Origin of the sequence: Pseudomonas nitroreducens, from assembly GCF_024170165.1 — a bacterium.
Lineage (GTDB): Bacteria > Pseudomonadota > Gammaproteobacteria > Pseudomonadales > Pseudomonadaceae > Pseudomonas > Pseudomonas nitroreducens_C.
On sequence record NZ_JALJXP010000002.1, the window covers coordinates 323,696 to 341,113 of the forward strand.

16 protein-coding genes are annotated in these 17,418 nt (G+C 66.5%); 12 read left to right on the top strand and 4 right to left on the bottom strand.

Annotated elements, in window-relative coordinates:
- Nucleotides 1-24: 24 nt before the first annotated feature.
- On the top strand, nucleotides 25-1,221 hold the full coding sequence (dapC, locus tag J2T47_RS05775; RefSeq protein WP_253443312.1) for a succinyldiaminopimelate transaminase: 1,197 nt from the start codon (nucleotides 25-27) through the stop codon (nucleotides 1,219-1,221).
- Nucleotides 1,222-1,385: 164 nt separating this feature from the next.
- Here the strand turns inward: dapC and J2T47_RS05780 are convergent, their stop codons facing one another.
- Nucleotides 1,386-3,047, bottom strand: coding sequence for a Na+/H+ antiporter (locus tag J2T47_RS05780; RefSeq protein ID WP_253443314.1), 1,662 nt, complete (start codon nucleotides 3,045-3,047; stop codon nucleotides 1,386-1,388).
- A gap of 171 nt (nucleotides 3,048-3,218) precedes the next feature.
- On the opposite strand from J2T47_RS05780, the gene J2T47_RS05785 reads away from it, so the two are divergent.
- From J2T47_RS05785 to J2T47_RS05805, 5 genes are all read left to right on the top strand, one after another.
- Nucleotides 3,219-3,569, top strand: coding sequence for an ArsC family reductase (locus tag J2T47_RS05785; RefSeq protein ID WP_367399497.1), 351 nt, complete (start codon nucleotides 3,219-3,221; stop codon nucleotides 3,567-3,569).
- An 11-nt stretch (nucleotides 3,570-3,580) separates the two neighbouring features.
- Nucleotides 3,581-4,207, top strand: coding sequence for a LysE family translocator (locus J2T47_RS05790; protein WP_081517881.1), 627 nt, complete (start codon nucleotides 3,581-3,583; stop codon nucleotides 4,205-4,207).
- A 43-nt stretch (nucleotides 4,208-4,250) separates the two neighbouring features.
- The gene (dapD, locus tag J2T47_RS05795) at nucleotides 4,251-5,285 is read left to right on the top strand and encodes a 2,3,4,5-tetrahydropyridine-2,6-dicarboxylate N-succinyltransferase (RefSeq protein WP_253443318.1); all 1,035 of its coding nucleotides are present in this window, start codon (nucleotides 4,251-4,253) and stop codon (nucleotides 5,283-5,285) included.
- Nucleotides 5,286-5,379: 94 nt separating this feature from the next.
- The gene (locus tag J2T47_RS05800; RefSeq protein WP_253443320.1) at nucleotides 5,380-6,585 is read left to right on the top strand and encodes an aminotransferase class V-fold PLP-dependent enzyme; all 1,206 of its coding nucleotides are present in this window, start codon (nucleotides 5,380-5,382) and stop codon (nucleotides 6,583-6,585) included.
- Nucleotides 6,582-6,992, top strand: coding sequence for a SufE family protein (locus J2T47_RS05805; RefSeq protein ID WP_253443322.1), 411 nt, complete (start codon nucleotides 6,582-6,584; stop codon nucleotides 6,990-6,992). Before J2T47_RS05800 ends, J2T47_RS05805 begins: the two co-directional genes overlap by 4 nt.
- Before the next feature lie 51 nt (nucleotides 6,993-7,043).
- Here J2T47_RS05805 and tcdA read toward each other — a convergent pair whose 3' ends face one another.
- Nucleotides 7,044-7,850, bottom strand: coding sequence for a tRNA cyclic N6-threonylcarbamoyladenosine(37) synthase TcdA (tcdA, locus tag J2T47_RS05810; protein ID WP_253443324.1), 807 nt, complete (start codon nucleotides 7,848-7,850; stop codon nucleotides 7,044-7,046).
- A gap of 299 nt (nucleotides 7,851-8,149) precedes the next feature.
- On the opposite strand from tcdA, the gene J2T47_RS05815 reads away from it, so the two are divergent.
- The 5 genes from J2T47_RS05815 to J2T47_RS05835 all read left to right on the top strand — a co-directional run bounded on the left by J2T47_RS05815 (nucleotide 8,150) and on the right by J2T47_RS05835 (nucleotide 13,365).
- Nucleotides 8,150-10,750 (top strand): glycosyltransferase, encoded by a 2,601-nt coding sequence (locus J2T47_RS05815; RefSeq protein ID WP_253443326.1) that lies wholly within the window; start codon nucleotides 8,150-8,152, stop codon nucleotides 10,748-10,750.
- 84 nt (nucleotides 10,751-10,834) lie between these two features.
- On the top strand, nucleotides 10,835-11,992 hold the full coding sequence (dapE, locus tag J2T47_RS05820) for a succinyl-diaminopimelate desuccinylase (RefSeq protein WP_253443328.1): 1,158 nt from the start codon (nucleotides 10,835-10,837) through the stop codon (nucleotides 11,990-11,992).
- Nucleotides 11,989-12,180: a hypothetical protein gene (locus J2T47_RS05825; RefSeq protein ID WP_045209989.1), complete on the top strand. Its 192-nt coding sequence runs from the start codon at nucleotides 11,989-11,991 to the stop codon at nucleotides 12,178-12,180. The genes dapE and J2T47_RS05825 overlap by 4 nt, the downstream gene beginning before the upstream one ends.
- Nucleotides 12,174-12,983, top strand: coding sequence for a putative RNA methyltransferase (locus tag J2T47_RS05830; RefSeq protein WP_253443330.1), 810 nt, complete (start codon nucleotides 12,174-12,176; stop codon nucleotides 12,981-12,983). The genes J2T47_RS05825 and J2T47_RS05830 overlap by 7 nt, the downstream gene beginning before the upstream one ends.
- 10 nt (nucleotides 12,984-12,993) lie before the next feature.
- Nucleotides 12,994-13,365 (top strand): hypothetical protein, encoded by a 372-nt coding sequence (locus J2T47_RS05835; RefSeq protein WP_253443332.1) that lies wholly within the window; start codon nucleotides 12,994-12,996, stop codon nucleotides 13,363-13,365.
- A gap of 66 nt (nucleotides 13,366-13,431) precedes the next feature.
- On the opposite strand, the gene J2T47_RS05840 is transcribed toward J2T47_RS05835, so the two are convergent.
- Nucleotides 13,432-13,641 (bottom strand): cold-shock protein, encoded by a 210-nt coding sequence (locus tag J2T47_RS05840; RefSeq protein WP_045209986.1) that lies wholly within the window; start codon nucleotides 13,639-13,641, stop codon nucleotides 13,432-13,434.
- Nucleotides 13,642-14,197: 556 nt separating this feature from the next.
- Nucleotides 14,198-14,668: a YMGG-like glycine zipper-containing protein gene (locus J2T47_RS05845; protein ID WP_253443334.1), complete on the bottom strand. Its 471-nt coding sequence runs from the start codon at nucleotides 14,666-14,668 to the stop codon at nucleotides 14,198-14,200.
- A gap of 169 nt (nucleotides 14,669-14,837) precedes the next feature.
- Between J2T47_RS05845 and plsB the strand changes: the two genes are divergently transcribed.
- Nucleotides 14,838-17,348, top strand: a complete 2,511-nt coding sequence (gene plsB / locus J2T47_RS05850; protein WP_253443336.1) for a glycerol-3-phosphate 1-O-acyltransferase PlsB — start codon at nucleotides 14,838-14,840, stop codon at nucleotides 17,346-17,348.
- The last annotated feature ends 70 nt before the right edge of the window (nucleotides 17,349-17,418 follow it).

The window sequence follows — 17,418 nt, forward strand, 5'->3', positions numbered from 1 at the left end:
GAATCAGAACGAAAGAGCCTTGCCATGAACCCTGCCCTCGACTCGCTCCAGCCCTACCCCTTCGAGAAGCTCCGCGCCCTGCTGGCCGGCGCCCAGCCGCCGGCGGAGCTGAAGCCCATCGCGCTGTCCATCGGCGAACCCAAGCACCGCTCGCCGGACTTCGTCGCCAAGGCCCTGGCCGACAGCCTCGACCAGTTGGCCGTCTACCCGACCACCCTGGGCATCCCCGCCCTGCGCGAAGCGATCGCCGCCTGGTGCGAGCGCCGCTTCAAGGTCCCGGCTGGCTGGCTGGACGCCGCGCGCCACGTGCTGCCGGTGAACGGCACCCGCGAAGCGCTGTTCGCCTTCACCCAGACCGTGGTGGACCGCAACGCCAAGGGCCTGGTGATCAGCCCGAACCCGTTCTACCAGATCTACGAAGGCGCGGCCCTGCTGGCCGGTGCCGAGCCGCACTACCTGCCCTGCCTGGAAGACAACGGCTTCAACCCCGACTTCGACGCCGTCCCGGCGGACGTCTGGGCGCGCTGCGAGATCCTCTTCCTCTGCTCGCCGGGCAATCCCACCGGCGCGCTCGTTCCCCTCGCCGAACTGAAGAAGCTGATCGCCCTGGCCGACGAGCACGACTTCGTGATCGCCGCCGACGAGTGCTACAGCGAGCTGTACTTCGACGAACAGAACCCGCCGGCCGGCCTGCTGACCGCCTGTGCCGAACTGGGCCGCTCGGATTTTGCGCGCTGCGTGGTGTTCCACAGCCTGTCCAAGCGCTCCAACCTGCCGGGCCTGCGTTCGGGTTTCGTCGCCGGTGACGCCGAGGTACTGAAGAAATTCCTCCTGTACCGCACCTACCACGGCTGCGCCATGCCGGTTCAGACCCAGCTGGCCAGCGTCGCGGCCTGGCAGGACGAGGACCACGTGCGCGCCAACCGTGACCTGTACCGCGAGAAGTTCGACGCCGTGCTGGACATCCTCGGCGGCGTGCTCGACGTGCAGCGCCCGGACGGCAGCTTCTACCTGTGGGCGAGGACCCCGGTGGCCGACACCGAGTTCTGCCGCGGCCTGTTCGGCCAGCAGCACGTCACCGTGGTGCCGGGCTCCTACCTGTCCCGCGAAGTGAACGGCGACAACCCCGGCGCCAACCGTGTGCGTATGGCGCTGGTGGCTCCCCTGGCCGAATGTGTGGAAGCGGCCGAGCGCATCAAGCAGTACGTGCAGAGCCTGTAAATCGCACTCGTAGGGCGCATAACGCGCCAGCGTTATCCGCCCTGCAGCCTGAGGCCTCCCTGCAGGAGCGTGGGGGACGCCATCGTGATTGCGCGCGAAGCGGACTGTCCGGCAGCGCCGGTGCCAAGCGATTCGCGAGCAAGCTCGCTCCTACGAACAGCTAGTCACACCCAGCGTCCGGCCTTGCTGGTCACCCAGGCTTCCTGGCTGTCCAGCTCGCCCAGCACCCCGCGCATGATCTCGTCGTCGATCTCGTGCTCACGGCGCATGCGATACAGCTCCAGGCGCTGCGCACGCAGTGCCTTGATCCGTAGTGCCTGATCGGCCAGCTCCAGGCTGCGGGCGCGTTCGCGGGCCTCCTGGGTGTCCGGCGCCGGGTCCAGCTCATGGCGATATTCGGCCATCAGCTTCGCCTTCATCTCTGCCAGGCGCGCCGTTTCGTCCGCATCGGCGCCGTCACGGCTGGGCAGTTCCTCGCTTTCCAGCATGTGGATCGCCGCTGCCGCGGTCTTGCGCCAGACCGACTGCACCTCACGCTCGCGCTGATCATTGCTGGCCGCCGGCAAGCCACGCAGGAGAATCGGCAAGCCGATGGTGGCGGCGATCAGCGAAATGAGGATCACCCCGGTGGCGATGAAGATGATCAGGTCACGCTGCGGGAAAGCCGTGCCATCGAGCAGCAGCAGAGGCACCGAGAGCACGCCCGCCAGGGTCACCGCCCCGCGCACACCGCCCAGCGCCGAGATTGCCGACAGCCGCAGCACCGGCTCTCCCGGCCGGCCGCCCAGCTCGATGCCCCACCACTGCTCGAAGCGCACCGACACCTTCCAGTAGCACCAGACCCAGCCGAAGCGCAGCAACAGCAGGACCGCGTATACCGCCAGCACGTAGAACAGCAGCAGCGAGGAACGCCACATCACATCGTCGGCGTGATGGGCGACGGACTTGAGGATGTCCGGCAGTTGCAGCCCCAGCAACAGGAACACCACGCCGTTGAAGGCGAACTCCAGCATCGACCACACGCTGCGATTGAGCAGGCGGGTGTTGGTCTGCCGCGGCAGCAGGTCGGCCCAGCTCTGCATCATCCCCGCTGCCACTGCCGCGAGAATGCCGGAAACGCCCAGCTCCTCGGCGACCATGTAGCAGGCAAAGGGCAATAGCAGCATCAGCACCACGTGAGTGGCCGGATCGGCCCAGCCACGCAGGATCATCCAGGTACGAATGCGCCCCAGCAGCCAACTGAGGAACATCCCGCAGGCCAGACCGCCGATCGCCACCAGCAGGAAGCTCAGGCTGGCGTCCATCAGCGAGAAGGTGCCGGTCAGGGCAGCGCCGATGGCGAACTTGAAGGCCACCAGACCCGAGGCATCATTCATCAACGCCTCCCCTTGCAGCACATGCATCAACCGGCGTGGCAGGCGGTCCTGGGCAATTGCCGAAACTGCCAGGGCATCGGTGGGCGACAGTACTGCCGCCAGGGCGAAGGCTGCGGCCCAGGGAATCTCGGGAATCAGCAGATGGATGAACACGCCGCCGCCGACCACGGTGAACAGCACCAGGGCGAAGGCCAGGGTGAGGATCGGCCAGCGCATCTTCCAGAATTCGCCCTTGGGCATGCGCCAGCCATCGGCGAACAGCAGTGGCGGGATGAACAGGAACATGAACAGTTCCGGGTCCAGCCCCACGTGCAGCCCCAGGCTCGGCCAGGCCAGCATCGCCCCGGCGGCGATCTGGATCAGCGGCAGGGGCAGCGGGAGCAACTGCGCCGCTAGCCGGGTTCCCCCCACGACCAGCAGCAGGATCAGCACGGTGTAAACGGTTTGCATCGACTCACTCCCAGCACAGCTCTCCATTGAAGCACCCGTTGCGCAGCGGATCAGCCCCGCAATGGGCAAAAAACTGTTGCAAACGACCGACCTCCCGGCGGCGTCCCGCAAGCGCTGCGGAAATGGCATAATCCCGCGCCTGAAAAAAGCATCGAAAAGGAGTAGCGCCCCGTGAGTGAGCGGACGCTGTATGGAATCAAAGCTTGCGACACCATGAAGAAAGCCCGCGTGTGGCTGGACGAGCATGGCGTCGACTACGCCTTCCACGACTACAAGAGTAGCGGCATCGACCGCGAACACCTGCGCCAGTGGTGCACCGAGCATGGCTGGGAAACCGTCCTGAACCGCGCCGGCACCACCTTCCGCAAGCTGGACGACGCGCAGAAGGCCGATCTCGACCAGGACAAGGCCATCGAACTGATGGTCGCGCAGCCGTCGATGATCAAGCGTCCGGTGCTGGACCTGGGTGACCGTACCCTGGTCGGCTTCAAGCCCGACGCCTACGCCGCCGCGTTGGCCTGAGCTGCAGAACGATGAGCATCGCCTGGGCCCTGTTCCTTCCCGCCTGCTTCGCCCTGAACCTGGCGCCGGGACCGAACAACCTGCTATCGCTGAACAACGCCGCACGCTTCGGCTTGCTGCGCGCCACCGTCGCGGGCGGCGGCCGGCTGGTCGCCTTCGCCGGCATGCTGGCCCTGGCCGCCTCCGGCCTGGCGCTGGTGCTGCAGGCATCGGCCTGGCTGTTCCTGGCGATCAAGCTGGTGGGCGCCGGTTACCTGTTGTGGCTCGCCGTACAGCTGTGGCGTGCCCCGACGGCGAACCTGTCGGTGGACGGCACCCCGGCTCCCGCCACCAGCCTGTGGCGCCTGGCCCGCCAGGAGTTCTGGGTGGCTGCCGGCAATCCCAAGGCAATCCTCATCTTCACCGCTTTCCTGCCGCAGTTCGTCGATCCGCGTCAGGCCGTGGGCGCCCAGTTCGCCCAACTCGGCGCAGCCTTCCTGCTTCTGGAATGGCTGGCCATCGCCCTTTACGGGCTCGCCGGGGTCCGCCTCGGCAAGCTGCTCGCCGGCGCACGCGCCCGGCGCCTGTTCAACCGTGGTTGTGCCGCGCTGCTGGGCAGCGCCGGGCTGGGCCTGCTGCTCAGCCGCCGTCCGGCCTGACCGACTTCATTCGCCAAGAACCTCTTTGCAAGGAAATACCCACATGTCGAAATCCCTGTTCAGCATCGCTTTCGGTGTCGGCACCCAGAACCGCCAGGGCAACTGGCTGGAAGTCTTCTACGCGCAGCCGCTGCTCAACCCCAGCGCCGAACTGGTCGCTGCCATCGCCCCGCTGCTGGCCTATGAAGGCGGCAACCAGGCGATCGCCTTCACCGCTCACCAGGCCTACCAGCTGGCCGACGCCGTCGAGACCGTGGACGCCGCCCAGGCCGCCCTGCTCAACCGCCTGGCCGAAAGCCAGAAGCCGCTGGTCGCCACCCTGCTGGCCGAAGACGCCGCCCCCAGCTCCACCCCGGAGGCGTACCTGAAGCTGCACCTGCTGTCCCACCGTCTGGTCAAGCCCCACGGCCTGAACCTGACCGGTATCTTCCCGCTGCTGCCCAACGTCGCCTGGACCAACCAGGGCGCCGTCGACCTGGCCGAGCTGGCCGAGCTGCAACTGGAAGCGCGCCTGAAGGGCAAGCTGCTGGAAGTCTTCTCCGTCGACAAATTCCCGAAGATGACCGACTACGTGGTCCCGGCCGGCGTGCGCATCGCCGACGCTGCCCGCGTGCGCCTGGGCGCCTACATCGGCGAAGGCACCACCGTGATGCACGAAGGCTTCGTCAACTTCAACGCCGGCACTGAAGGCCCGGGCATGATCGAAGGCCGCGTCTCTGCCGGCGTGTTCGTCGGCAAGGGTTCCGACCTGGGCGGCGGCTGCTCCACCATGGGCACCCTGTCCGGCGGCGGCAACATCGTCATCAGCGTCGGCGAAGGCTGCCTGATCGGCGCCAACGCCGGCATCGGCATCCCGCTGGGCGACCGCAACATCGTCGAGGCGGGCCTGTACGTCACTGCCGGCACCAAGATCGCCGTGCTGGACGACCAGAACAGCCTGGTGAAAGTGGTCAAGGGCCGCGACCTGGCCGGCCAGGCCGACCTGCTGTTCCGTCGCAACTCCCAGACCGGTGCAGTCGAGTGCAAGACCAACAAGACTGCCATCGAGCTGAACGAGGCGCTGCACGCGCACAACTAAGCTGGGCGCCCCGCTCTCGCGGGGTACGCACTAAGCTTTGAGAAGCGGGGGCTGCGGCCCCCGTTTTCCATTCTCCACAACCGGCCGCACGCCCATGTCCATTCCCTCGCCCTGGCGCACCGACTTCCCGGCCCTCGCCGCCTTCGAGGCCGAAGGCCAGACCTACCTCGACAGCGCCGCCACCGCGCAGAAACCGCGCGCCATGATCGACGCCCTCGCCGGCTACTACGCCAGCGGCGCCGCCAACGTGCACCGTGCCCAGCACCTGCCCGGCGAGCGCGCTACCCGCGCCTTCGAGGCGACCCGTACCCAGGCCGCCAACTGGCTCAATGGCGGCAGCCCGGCACAGATCATCTTCACCCGTGGCGCCACCGAGGCGCTGAATCTGCTGGCGTACGGGCTGGAAGGCCAGCTCCAGGCGGGCGACGAGATCGTCGTCAGCGCACTGGAACACCACGCCAACCTGTTGCCCTGGCAGCAACTGGCAAAGCGTCGCGGCCTGAAGCTGGTGGTGCTGCCGCTGGACACCGACGGGCGTATCGACCTGAACCGCGCCGCCGGCCTCATCGGCCCACGCACCCGCCTGCTCGCCGTCAGCCAGTTGTCCAACGTGCTCGGTACCTGGCAGCCGCTGCCGGAGCTGCTGCAGATGGCCCGCCAGCACGGCGCACTGAGCGTGGTCGACGGAGCACAGGGTGTGGTCCACGGCCGGCACAACCTGTCGGCGCTGGGTTGCGACTTCTACGTCTGCTCCAGCCACAAGCTCTACGGCCCGGAAGGTCTCGGCCTGCTCTGGGGCCGGCCGGAAGCGCTGGAGCGCCTGGCGCACTGGCAGTTCGGCGGCGAGATGGTGCGTGTGGCGGACTACTTCGACGCGCAGTTCCACAGCGCGCCCATGGGTTTCGAAGCCGGTACCCCGCCCATCGGTCCGGTGATCGCCCTGGGCGCCACCCTGACCTGGCTGGCCGCTCTGGACAGCGCAGAAGTCAGCGCCCACGAGGATTTCCTCCACGCCCGCCTGCTGGCCGGCCTGCGCGCCCGTGACGGCGTGCGCGTGCTGGGCGAGCCGGAAGTGGCGCTGGCGAGCTTCGTGATCGACGGCGTACACGTCTCCGACCTCGGCCACCTGCTCACCGAACAGGGCATCGCCGTGCGTGCCGGGCACCACTGCGCCATGCCGCTGATGAAGACCCTGGATGTCGCTGGCGCCCTGCGCGTCTCCCTCGGTCTGTACAACGACAGCGCTGATCTGGAGCGCTTCTTCAGCGCGCTGGACAGCGCCCTGGAACTGCTGCGATGAGCCTTCCCACTGCTGCCGCCGAGGCACTGCAGGCCTTCAGCGCCTTGCAGGGCTGGGAGCAGCGCGCCCGTCTGCTGATGCAGTGGGGCGAGCGCCTGGAGCCGCTGAGCGACACAGAGCTGGGCGACGAACAGCGCGTGCAGGGCTGCGAGAGCAACGTCTGGCTGGTGGCGGATCGACGTAACGAGCGCTGGCAGTTCCGCGCTTACAGCGATGCGCGCCTGCTGCGTGGACTGCTGGCGTTGCTGCTGGTGCGGGTGGAGGGCTTGCCGGCGGAGGAGTTGTCCGCCATTGATCTGCCGGGCTGGTTCGAGCAATTGGGGCTGGGCCGGCAACTGTCGCCGTCGCGGAGCAATGGCCTGAATGCCGTGCTGAAACGGATGCAGGAACTGATCGCCCAGCTGTAGGAGCGCGCCATGCGCGCGATCGCGGGCATGGCCCACTCCTACAGGTAACGCTCAGCCCGTGGCGCGTTCCGAAGGCCGCCGCGCCCCGGCGACGATCTTGTCCACAGCCCGTGCCGCCGCGACCATGCCGAAGGTCGCAGTCACCATCATCACCGCGCCGAAACCGCCGGCGCAGTCCAGTTTCACGCCCTCGCCGACAAAGCTCTTGGACTGGCACACGGTGCCGTCCGGCTTGGGGTAACGCAGCTGCTCGGTAGAAAACACGCACTGCACGCTGTAATGCCGGCCCGGCGTACGCGAGAAGTTGTAGTCGCGGCGCAGCGTCGAGCGGACCTTGGCGGCCAGCGGGTCGTTGAAGGTCTTGTTCAGGTCGGCGACCTGGATCTGCGTCGGGTCGACCTGCCCACCCGCGCCACCGGTGGTGATGATCTGCAGCTTGCGGCGCTTGCACCAGGCGATCAGCGCAGCCTTGGCAGCGACGCTGTCGATGCAGTCGATCACGCAGTCCAGTTCGGGGGTGATGCAGTCCGCCATGGTTTCGCGGGTCACGAAATCGGCTACGGCATGTACGACGATGCCCGGGTTGATCGCCTTCAGGCGCTCGGCCATGACCTCGACCTTGGGCTTGCCCACGGCGCCCTGGATGGCGTGCACCTGGCGGTTGGTGTTGGTGACACAAACGTCGTCCAGGTCGAACAGCGAAATCTCGCCCACGCCGCTGCGCGCCAGGGCCTCGGCCGCCCAGGAGCCCACGCCGCCGATCCCGACCACCGCCACATGGCTGGCCGCCAGCCGCTCCAGGCCCTCACGGCCGTAGAGCCGCGCGATTCCGCCGAAACGCTGTTCATCCAGTTGCATCGCCCACACCTCATCTCGAAACGGCCGGCATTCTATAACGAGCGGGCACCAGTAACGACCGCCCCCTCGTAACAATCAGCCCTGGCCTGCCTGCAACAAAGCCGGATTGCCGCAGTCTCAGCCACGCCCCTGCCACACATTCTAAACTGTCGGAAAATGCCCACGAACGCCTACACGGCGGACGGCCCGGCAGCCTGTACAGCCCCCGGAGTGCGGGGTAGGATGCGCCCCGACCGGGCTCTCCCGTGCAGCGATTGCCCCGGCCCCTCCCCGTTCCACCCTTTGGAACCCGATACACCATGTCTTCACGCAAGTTCGGCCTCAACCTGGTGGTGTTCGTTGCCCTCGCGGCACTCTTCACCGGCTTCTGGGCCCTCTATAACCGCCCCGTCAGCGTTCCCGACTGGCCGGAAAGCATTTCCGGATTCTCCTTCTCGCCCTTCCGCCTGAACCAGAATCCGCAGAAGGACCAGTTCCCCAGCGACGACGAAATCCGTTCGGACCTGGAACTGGTCTCGAAGAATACCGACAACATCCGCACCTACTCGGTGAAGGGTTCGCTGGCCGACATCCCGCGCCTGGCCGAAGAGCTGGGCATGCGCGTCAGCCTGGGCATCTGGATCGGCCCCGACGAGGCCGAGAACGAAGCCGAGATCGAGCGCGGCATCGAGATCGCCAACAACTCGCGCAGCGTGGTGCGGGTGATAGTCGGCAACGAAGCCCTGTTCCGCCGCGAGGTCACGGTCGAGCAACTGACCGCCTATCTGGACCGCGTGCGCAAGGCCGTCAAGGTGCCGGTGACCACCGCCGAGCAGTGGCACATCTACGAGAAGTACCCGGAGATGGCCAAGCACGTCGACCTGATCGCCGCCCACGTGCTGCCCTACTGGGAATACACGGCGATGAACGATGCCATCCCGTTCGTCCTCGAACGCGCCAAGGAGCTGCGCGCCAAGTTCCCGCGCAAACCGCTGCTGCTGGCCGAGGTCGGCTGGCCGAGCAACGGCCGCATGCGCGGCGGCGCCGACGCCACCCAGGCGGACCAGGCGATTTACCTGCGCACACTGACCAACGCGCTGAACAAGCGCGGCTACAACTACTTCGTCGTCGAGGCCTTCGACCAGCCGTGGAAAGTCGGTGACGAAGGCTCGGTCGGCGCCTACTGGGGCGTCTACAACGCCCAGCGCCAGCCCAAGTTCAACTTCACCGGGCCGGTGGTGAACATCCCGCAATGGCGCGCCCTGGCAGTCGCCTCGGTGGTGATGGCGCTGCTCGCCCTGACCCTGCTGATGATCGACGGCAGCGCCCTGCGCCAGCGCGGGCGGACCTTCCTCACCGTGGTCGCCTTCGCCGGCGGCTCGGTGCTGGTGTGGATCGCCTACGACTACAGCCAGCAGTACAGCACCTGGTTCAGCCTGACCGTCGGCGGCCTGCTGGGCATCGGCGCGCTGGGCGTGTTCATCGTCCTGCTCACCGAGGCCCACGAACTGGCCGAGACCGTCTGGGTACGCAAGCGCCGCCGGCCGTTCGACCCGGTGCTCACCGATACCGGCTACCGGCCCAAGGTCTCGGTGCATGTGCCCTGCTACAACGAGCCGCCGGAGATGATGAAAAAGACCCTGGATGCGCTGTCCAGGCTCGACTACCCGGATTTCGAAGTCCTGATCATCGACAACAACACCAAGGACCCGGCAGTCTGGGAGCCGGTGCGCGACTACTGCGAAGTCCTCGGCCCGCGCTTCCGCTTCTTCCACGTCGCGCCGCTGGCCGGTTTCAAGGGCGGCGCACTGAACTACATCCTGCCGCACACCGCGCCGGACGTCGAAGTGGTCGCGGTGATCGACGCCGACTACTGCGTCGAGCCGAACTGGCTCAAGCAGATGGTGCCGCACTTCAGCGACCCGAAGATCGCCGTGGTGCAGTCCCCGCAGGACTACCACGACGGCGAGGAGAACGTCTTCAAGAAGCTCTGCTACGCCGAGTACAAGGGTTTCTTCCACATCGGCATGGTGACCCGCAACGACCGCGACGCGATCATCCAGCACGGCACCATGACCATGATCCGCCGCACCGTGATGGACGAGCTGAAATGGGCCGACTGGACCATCTGCGAGGACGCTGAACTGGGCCTGCGGGTGTTCGAGAAGGGCTACTCGGCCGCCTACTCGCACCAGAGTTTCGGCAAGGGCGTGATGCCCGACACCTTCATCGACTACAAGAAACAGCGTTTCCGCTGGGCCTATGGCGCCATTCAGATCATGAAGGGCCACGCCCGCGCCCTGTTCCAGGGCAAGGACAGCAAGCTCACCCTCGGCCAGCGCTATCACTTCATCGCCGGCTGGCTGCCGTGGATCGCCGACGGCATGAACATCTTCTTCACCGTCGGTGCGCTGCTCTGGTCCTCGGCGATGATCATCGTGCCCAAGCGGGTCGACCCGCCGCTGCTGATCTTCGCGATTCCGCCGCTGGCACTGTTCTTCTTCAAGTTCGGCAAGATCATGTTCCTCTACCGCCGCGCGGTGGGCGTGGACCTGTTGCGCTCGTTCCAGGCGGCGGTGGCAGGCCTCGCGCTGTCGCACACCATTGCCAAGGCGGTGCTCTACGGGGCGTTCACCAAGACCATCCCGTTCTTCCGCACGCCGAAGATGGCCTCCAACCACGGCCTGCTGGTGGCATTGGCCGAAGCGCGTGAAGAGGTCTTCATCATGCTGCTGCTGTGGGGCGCGGCGCTGGGCATCGTGCTGGTGCAGGGCGTGCCGAGCCGCGACATGATGTTCTGGGTGGCCATGCTGCTGGTGCAGTCGCTGCCCTACCTCGCCGCCCTGGTGATGGCGCTGCTGTCCGCCGCGCCCAAGGCCCAGGAGGCGCCGGCAGCCAGCCCGGCGACACCGGCGGCCTGACCGCCCATCCGTAACCAAGAACGCCGGCCATGCGCCGGCGTTTTTGCTTTAAGATGGGCGCCTTTTTTCCGTTCCACCCCCAGGATGCCCTCAATGTCCCTCTCGCCGACACTGGCCCTCGCCTGCGAGCTGATTCGCCGTCCCTCCGTCACACCGGTCGATGCCGACTGCCAGCAGATGATGATGCAGCGCCTGGACGCCTGCGGCTTCGCCCTCGAGCCCATGCGCATCGAGGATGTGGATAACTTCTGGGCCCTGCGCCAGGGCCGCGACGGCGCCAAAGGCCCGGTCCTGTGCTTCGCCGGCCACACCGACGTGGTCCCCACCGGCCCCGAGCAGGCCTGGCAGCACCAGCCGTTCGACGCCCTGATCGACGCCGACGGCATGCTCTGCGGCCGCGGCGCGGCGGACATGAAAGGCAGCCTGGCGTCGATGATCATCGCCACCGAGCGCTTCGTCGCCGACCACCCGGACCACCGCGGCAGCATCGCCTACCTGATCACCAGCGACGAGGAAGGCCCCGCCCATCACGGCACCAAGGCCGTGGTCGAGCGCCTGAAGGCGCGCAACGAGCGCCTGGACTGGTGCATCGTCGGCGAACCGTCGAGCACCACCCTGGTCGGTGACATCGTCAAGAACGGCCGCCGCGGCTCCCTCGGCGCCACCCTCAGCGTGCGCGGCAAGCAGGGCCACGTGGCCTACCCGCACCTGGCGAAGAACCCGATTCACCTCGCCGCCCCGGCTCTGGCCGAGCTGGCCGCCGAGCACTGGGACAACGGCAACGACTACTTCCCGCCGACCAGCTTCCAGATCTCCAACATCAATGGCGGCACCGGCGCGACTAACGTGATCCCCGGCGAGCTGAAGGTGATCTTCAACTTCCGCTTCTCCACCGAATCCACCGTCGAGGGCCTGCAGCAACGCGTCGCGGCGATCCTCGACAAGCACGGCCTGGACTGGCACATCGACTGGGCGCTGTCCGGCCTGCCGTTCCTCACCCAGCCGGGTGAGCTGCTCGACGGCGTGGCGGCGGCGATCCGCGCGGTCACCGGCCGCGAGACCACCCCATCGACCTCCGGCGGCACCTCCGATGGCCGCTTCATCGCCACCATGGGTACCCAGGTGGTCGAGCTCGGCCCGGTGAACGCCACCATCCACCAGGTGGACGAACGCGTGCTGGCCAGCGACCTCGATGTGCTGACCGAAATCTATTACCAGACCCTGGTGCGACTGCTGGCATGAGTGGACCGAACAAAGGCTTCTGCCTGGGCGCCGTACAGCCCGACACCCCGCCGCCCGCGCCAGCCGCCGAGCGTCGCTATTCCCTGCGCGTGTACCAGATCGCCCAGCGCCGCCGTTCCCTGCCCACCGTGTTGCGCAACGACCTGCCGCAGCCGCTGGTGCCGCCGCAAGGGAAGAAAGGATGCTGATCTGCCCGCTATGCCGCGAGGCGCTGACCGAGCTCGACAACGGTGTCGCCTGCCCCGCCGGCCACCGCTTCGACCGCGCCCGCCAGGGTTACCTGAACCTGCTGCCGGTGCAGCACAAGAAGAGCCTCGATCCGGGCGACAACGCCGCCATGGTCGAGGCGCGCCGGCACTTCCTCGGCGCCGGCCACTATGCTCCGCTGGCCACACGCCTGGCAAAGCTGGCCGCCGAGCGTGCTCCGGGGCGCTGGCTGGATATCGGTTGCGGCGAGGGTTACTACACCGCGCAGTTGGGTGAGGCCCTGCCGCAGGCAGACGGCTATGCGCTGGATATCTCCCGCGAGGCTGTCAAACGCGCCTGCAAGCGCGCTCCGCAGCTGACCTGGATGGTCGCCAGCATGGCCCGCGTGCCGCTGGCCGATGCCTCCTGCCAGCTGCTGGCCAGCGTGTTCAGCCCGATCGACTGGAAGGAAGCGGCGCGCCTGCTCACTCCCGGCGGCGGCGTGCTGCGCCTGGGCCCGGCGCGCGATCACCTGCTGGAACTGCGCCAGCGACTGTACGACGAAGTCCGTGAATACGTCGAAGACAAGCACCTCGCCGACCTGCCCGACGAGCTGAAACTGGCGCACACCGAACAACTGAGCTTCAAGCTTGCGCTGGCCACCCGCGAAGCCCGTGAACATCTGCTGGCGATGACGCCCCATGGCTGGCGGGTCAACCCCGAGCGGCGCGAGCGCATCCTCGCCGAGCCCTTCGAGGTGACGGTCGCGGTACGCTACGATTGGCTGCAACGCCAAGAACCCTGACGAGGACGCCATGCGCCAACCGGATATCGAGATCTACATCAAGGATGCCGACCAGGCCGCCGTCGGCGCCTGGCTGGAAAAGGCCCTTGGCCCCTGCTCCGAATGGCGCGCCCAGGGTGAGACCTTCAAGTGCACCGCCGGCGGCATTCCCGCCACCTGGCTGCCCAAGGCCGTGGGCAAGTGGAACAGCCTGTTCCTCGACAGCGACCAGACCCCGTGGGACGACGATGTCGCCTGCGCTCGCGATGCCTGCGCCGCTCTGGACGTGGAGGTGCGCTGCGCACCGGGGAGCTGGAGCGAGGATCAGGGCGAGGAAGACGCCGACCGCTGGCTGAAAGTGACCGCCGCGGGCGTCGAAGAGATTACCTGGCGCACGGGCTGAAACCGCCGCCGGCAGAGTGTGAAAATCAAAGGCCCGTCCATTGGACGGGCCTTTGATTTCGGGGGCTCAGACCTTCGACACGTCTTCTGCCTGGAGGCCTTTCTGACCCTGGATCACCGAGAACTCCACTTTCTGGCCTTCGACCAGGGAGCGGTGACCATCGCCACGAATGGCACGGTAGTGAACGAAAACGTCCGGACCGCTATCGCGTTGAATGAATCCATAACCTTTGGCGTCATTGAACCACTTGACGGTTCCGACCTCACGATCAGCCATTACTACACTCTCCAACTTGCCTATTATTTTTGGATGGCCCCCTGGAATGAGGACTTCGGCAGTCGCCGGGTGAACGCTTTCCTTATCATCCAACCCGCGCCGACAGGCACGTAGGAAGGTAATTCGAATAACGCCCAAGGGCGACAGCGCTCCCGAGTATATAAATCAAAAGTTACAGCTGAAAAGCACTTTTTCATCAACTCCCCGGCCCTATGACCAATCAGGCCAAAGTGCCATTTTTCGGGGCCTGCAGAGCCATTTTGGTGCTCGTTACCCTGCGTAACGAAAGTGTTTCGAACGTGGACCCTTTCGCACTTTCGCGCAGTTATGGCGGGTAGTTTCGTTCCCGTTCATCCGTTTTCGGCGGCCTCCGGAAATGTCTTTCAGAGGCAGCCGGAATGCGCCCTGCAGTTTCTGCTGTGGCAATATGCCCAATCATTTATCTGCTGAATTCATAGTCTGCCAATCCATTGCATCCGATGAATAACGGCCATAGAACATCCCCTGACCGCGCCTCATGCGCGGTCAGTCGTGCACCATCAAAGGACTCGCACGCTCAGGGGCTGACCTGATACCCCCGTCCCTGCAGGCAACCGCTGTAAGCACTGGCACTGGCCGAGCTCTGCGCCTCACCCTGAGCACGACGGTCCTGCCGACGATCCTGACGCTGGCGCGAAGCGCCCACCGCAGCTCCCGCCGCCGCAACCTCGCCCGCGCGGTTCTGCCGGTACTGCTGCTTGGCGTCGTCACTCGCTCGGTCATACAACTCTTCATGTTGCTGCCCGCGAACTTCGGCAGCGACCGCGCCCGCCGCCGCGCCCTTGGCCGCTCCGCGGACCCGTCCACCGGTCTTCGGGTCGGAGCTGGTGGTGGCGCTGCTCGCTGCATTGGCGGCAACGCTGTTGCACTCAGTCATGTCCTGCTGCATCTGCTGGCTGCTCTGGCCCTTGAGCGGGACGACGGTCTGGGCCCCGGCGGGCAGCGCAACCGACAAGGCGAGCAGGCATCCCCAGGTGAACGTACGCATCGCGGAACCTCCTTAGAATGTCATCCCCTAAATGGCAGGATAGCCGCAGTCCACGGGGCGTCCGCCCGCGCCGACCAAGCGCTCGTGGCTTTGCTGGCGGGGGCCTAATCCGGCAAACTAGCCGGCCTGAGCAATCGCTCGTTTTACCTACGCCAGCCATAGGGCCTGTATGCCTCGTTACCCGTTCCGCCGCTTCGGTTTTGGTGCCCTGCGCCGCCTGCTGTACCTCTGGGTGCGCTCGGAAACCATCAACCAGTCGGCCTTCAGCCTGAAGATCGACCGCAGCAAACCGGTCCTCTACGTCCTGCAGCAGCCCTCGGTGACCGACCTCGCCGTGGTCGATACCGAGTGCCGCAAGGCCGGCCTGCCGCGCCCGGTGATGCCGGTGGCAGTGGGTGAGTCCATCGAACCGGCGGCCTTCTTCTACCTGACCCCGGAGCCGGACTGGCTCGGCCGCCAGGACAAGCGCGGCGCGCCGCCAGCGCTGGTACGCATGCTTGGCGCCATCGGCCAGAACGGTATCGACGACGCACAGATAGTCCCGGTCAGCGTGTTCTGGGGCCAATCCCCGGACAGCGAGAAGAGCGCCTGGAAGCTGCTGTTCGCCGACAACTGGGCCGTTACCGGCCGCCTGCGCAAACTCGCGCGCATCCTCATCCTCGGCCGCAAGACCCGCGTGCAGTTCTCCGCACCCATCCACCTGCGCGAGCTGGTGGAGCAAAACAAGGGCCACGAACGCACCCTGCGTATGGTCCAGCGCATTCTCCGCGTGCACTTCCGCAACCAGAAGACCGCGGTGATCGGCCCGGACCTTTCCCACCGCCGCACCCTGGTCAAGGGCCTGCTGCGCGCGCCGCTGGTGCGTCAGGCCATCCAGGAAGAATGCGAGACCCAGAAAATCTCCCAGGACAAGGCCGAGGCTGCCGCCCTGCGCTACGCCAACGAGATCGCCGCCGACGTTTCCTACCCGGTGATCCGTTTCCTCGAAGTGACCCTGACCTGGTTCTGGAACAAGCTCTACGAGGGCGTGAAGGTCAACCACATCGAGCGCGTGCAGGAAGTCGCCCAGGGCCACGAGATCGTCTACGTGCCCTGCCACCGCAGCCATATCGACTATCTGCTGCTGTCCTACCTGCTGTTCCGCAATGGCCTGACCCCGCCGCACATCGCCGCCGGCATCAACCTCAACATGCCGGTGGTGGGCTCGATCCTGCGCCGTGGCGGCGCGTTCTTCATGCGCCGCAGCTTCAAGGGCAACCAGCTGTACACCGCGGTATTCAACGAATACCTGCACACCCTGTTCAGCCGTGGCTTCTCCACCGAGTACTTCGTGGAAGGCGGCCGCTCGCGCACCGGACGCATGCTGCACCCGCGCACCGGGATGCTGGCGATCACTCTGCGCAGCTTCCTGCGCGACTCGCGCCGGCCCATCGTCTTCGTCCCCGTGTACATCGGCTACGAGCGCGTGCTCGAAGGCCGCACCTACCTGGGCGAGTTGCGCGGCGCGGCAAAGAAGAAGGAATCGATCTTCGACATCTTCAAGGTCATCGGCGCGCTGAAGCAGCGCTTCGGCCAGGTCTGGGTGAACTTCGGCGAGCCGATCCACCTCGACGATTTCCTCGACCAGCAGCAGCCGGACTGGCGCCAGCAGGAGCTGGGCCCGGAATACCGCCCGGAATGGCTCTCGGAAACCACCAATCACCTGGCCCGCGACGTCGCCCGCCACCTCAACGACGCCGCGGCGATCAATCCGGTGAACCTGGTCGCACTGGCCCTGCTCTCCACCACCCGCCTGGCCCTGGACGAAACCGCCCTGGCCCGGGTGATCGATCTCTACCTCGACCTGCTGCGCAAGGTGCCCTACTCGCCCAGCGCCACGCTGCCCGAGGGTGATGGCCTGCAACTGATCGAGTACGTGAAGAGCATGAACCTGCTCAGCGAGCAGAAGGACGCCCTCGGCCGCATCTGCTACCTCGACGAGCAGAATGCGGTGCTGATGACCTACTACCGCAACAACGTACTGCACATCTTCGCCTTGCCGGCGCTGATCGCCAGCTTCTTCCAGAACAGCGGGCGGATCAGCCGCGAGCAGCTGCTGCGCTACACCCGCGCGCTGTACCCGTACCTGCAGGCCGAGCTGTTCATCCGCTGGAGCCTGGACGAGCTCGACGCCGTGGTCGACCAGTGGCTGCAGGCCATGGTCACCAGCGAGCTGCTCAAGCAGGAGAACGACACCTTCATCCGCCCGCCGCCCAGCTCGCGCCAGTACGTGCTGCTGACCCTGCTGGCCCGCGCCATCGCGCAGACCCTGCAGCGCTTCTACATGTCCATCTCGCTGGTGCTCAACGCCGGACAGAAGCAGCTCACCGCCGAGGAACTGGAAAACCTCTGCACCGTGATGGCCCAGCGCCTGTCGGTCCTGCACGGCCTCAATGCCCCGGAGTTCTCCGACAAGAGCCTGTTCCGCCACTTCATCCAGACGCTGCTGGACGAAGGCGTCCTGCGCAAGGACGAGCACGGCAAGCTGAGCTACCACGAGCTGCTCGGCGAACTGGCCGAAGGGGCCGCCAAGCGGGTACTGCCGGCGGAGATCCGGCTGTCCATCCGCCAGGTCGCCCTGGAGCGGCCGCCCCAGGAAGAGAGCACCCCGACCGAGCCGCCGGCGGCCAGCCAAGGCTGATCCGCCCTCCCTGCCAGCGGCTTGACGCCCCCGCACCGCGACCGATAGATTTCTGACGATCTACCCTCGG